Origin of the sequence: Occallatibacter sp., assembly GCF_049802275.1 — a bacterium.
Taxonomy (GTDB): Bacteria; Acidobacteriota; Terriglobia; order Terriglobales; family Acidobacteriaceae; genus Telmatobacter.
In genome coordinates, this window is sequence record NZ_JBARMD010000228.1 from 1 (window position 1) to 2091 (window position 2091).

The following is a 2091-nucleotide window of genomic DNA, read 5'->3' on the forward strand; positions in this document are numbered from 1 at the left end:
GTCGAGCGCCCGCTATTCTGGGGGAGCCGATCGGGCGGGGCTGGGTATCAAGCCGGAAGGTCAAGACGTTTGAAGACGCCGTGATTTTTGTGCTTGATATCGAGCGTTGCCTCAAGAAGCTGGGTTCGCTGGACTGCACGCTTTTGAGCCGTGTTGCTCTGCAGGAATACACGCATGCAGAAACCGCGGACATCCTCGGCGTGAGCGTGCGCGCGGTCTCCTATAAATACCCTCTGGCGTTGGATCGACTGACGGAACTGCTGTTGCAATCGGGGCTGCTGATTCTTCCGCCTTCATAATTCGCAGGGGCCGCTGGGTCAAGAAGGGGAGCGCCGGTTGGCGTTCCCCTTCTTGACGTGAAGCTACATATGCGAGGAAGGCCTGTACTGTTGTTCAAGAAGTAACTGTCGAATAGATCACTGTCGTTAGCTAATAATATGTCCGGTGTTTATAGCAAGTGAAGTGTCCGCTTTTCGGGCGGTGAGGATGGAGCCATGCGCGAGAGCATGGCGATCTATCCGATCACCGCGATGGAGCGGGCGATGAAGTTACAGGAAGTGTTGTTGCGAGCCACAACGGGCAAGATCAAGTGGTGGCAGGCGGCGGAGTTGATCGGCATCAGCGAGCGGCAGATGCGTCGGTGGCGGAAGCGGCTGGATGAGCAAGGCCCGCAGGGATTGCTGGACCGGCGACAGCGCAAGCCAAGCAGTCGTCGGGTGCCGAAGGTGCAGGCCGAAGAGGTTCTGAGCTTATATCGGGACAAGTACTTCGATCTGAACGTACGTCACTTCCATGAGAAGCTCGGCGAAGAACACCAGATCGGGTTGAGTTATACGTGGGTGAAGCAGACCCTGCAAGCAGCGGGCCTGGTGAAGCGCAAGGCCAGGCGTGGCGTGCACCGCAAGCGGCGTGAGCGGCGTCCTCTGCCGGGGATGATGCTGCACATCGATGGCAGCGAACACCATTGGTTTCAGGATGAGCGTAAGCATGACCTGATCGTGATCCTCGACGATGCCACCAGCGATATCTATTACGCGCAACTGGCGCCGGAGGAATCGACCTTCACGGTGATGGCCGGGCTACGGGCAGTGATTGAACAGAGGGGATTGTTCTGTTCGCTCTATTCCGACCGCGGAGCCCATTTCTGGTATACGCCGAAGAGCGGCGGCAAGGTTGATTATGAGCGCCCTACGCAGGTGGGCCGTGCCATGAAGGAACTGGGCGTGCATATGATTCCGTCTTACTCTCCGCAGGCGCGGGGTCGCTCGGAACGCAGCTTCTCCACATGGCAGGGACGGCTGCCGCAGGAGTTGCGGTTGCGCGGGATCGGAACACTGGAAGCGGCCAACCAGTTTCTAAACGAGCACTACATCGCCGAGTTCAACCGGCGTTTTGCGGTTCCCGCAGCTGAGCGCGGCACAGCATTCATGCCCTGCCGGAACAGGAACCTGGAGTTGGTCTTTACACAACGCTACGAGCGCACCGTCGATCGTGACAACACTGTCCGTTTTCACAACCTGGTGATGCAGCTCGAACTTGCCCACTGGCGTCATACCCTGGCCGGATGCAAGGCAATCATCCATCAGCACATGGACATGACACTGACCCTGATGATCGCAGGACATCGCATCGGACACTACAGTGCAGAAGGAAAGCTCCTGACGCCGCTGAGCAAAAAACAAATCAAGGCCGTGGAAAAGACGTTGGGAGGAAAAGTTCCTTTCCCTCCCAACTTGCAAATCCCGCACAATACGCGGGATTCGCACTTTCCCACCGCCTCTACGGCTACTAATTTATGAAACCGGACATTTCACTTGCTACGAAAAGCGGACATTTCTACTTGCTAACGACACTATCGTGTCCCCAAATCAGATTGACGTCGAGGCGGTCGGAGCGCTAAAGAATGCGCGTAATCTGATGCGTGTCATAAATTGCAATGTAGAGTGAACCATGCGCCAGCTTGTCTATAGCGTAGCCACCAGCCTCGACGGTTTCATCGCCGGTCCAAGGGGTGAATTCGACTGGATCATCCAGGACCCGACCATGAACTTCGGCGAAATGTTTCGCCAATTCGGCACCGCTGTGATGGGG

General features: G+C 56.8%; 2 protein-coding genes and 1 pseudogene. 2 read left to right on the forward strand and 1 reads right to left on the reverse strand.

What is annotated here, in order from left to right:
• Both WA354_RS08065 and WA354_RS08070 read left to right on the forward strand, forming a co-directional pair.
• Nucleotides 1-299, forward strand: a pseudogene (locus WA354_RS08065) (hypothetical protein); the annotation flags it as partial.
• 195 nt (nt 300-494) lie between these two features.
• On the forward strand, nt 495-1799 hold the full coding sequence (locus WA354_RS08070; RefSeq protein WP_472812490.1) for an ISNCY family transposase: 1305 nt from the start codon (nt 495-497) through the stop codon (nt 1797-1799).
• A gap of 97 nt (nt 1800-1896) precedes the next feature.
• Here WA354_RS08070 and WA354_RS08075 read toward each other — a convergent pair.
• Nucleotides 1897-2091 (reverse strand): hypothetical protein (locus WA354_RS08075; RefSeq protein ID WP_472812491.1); only part of this gene is annotated, 195 nt, incomplete at its 5' end.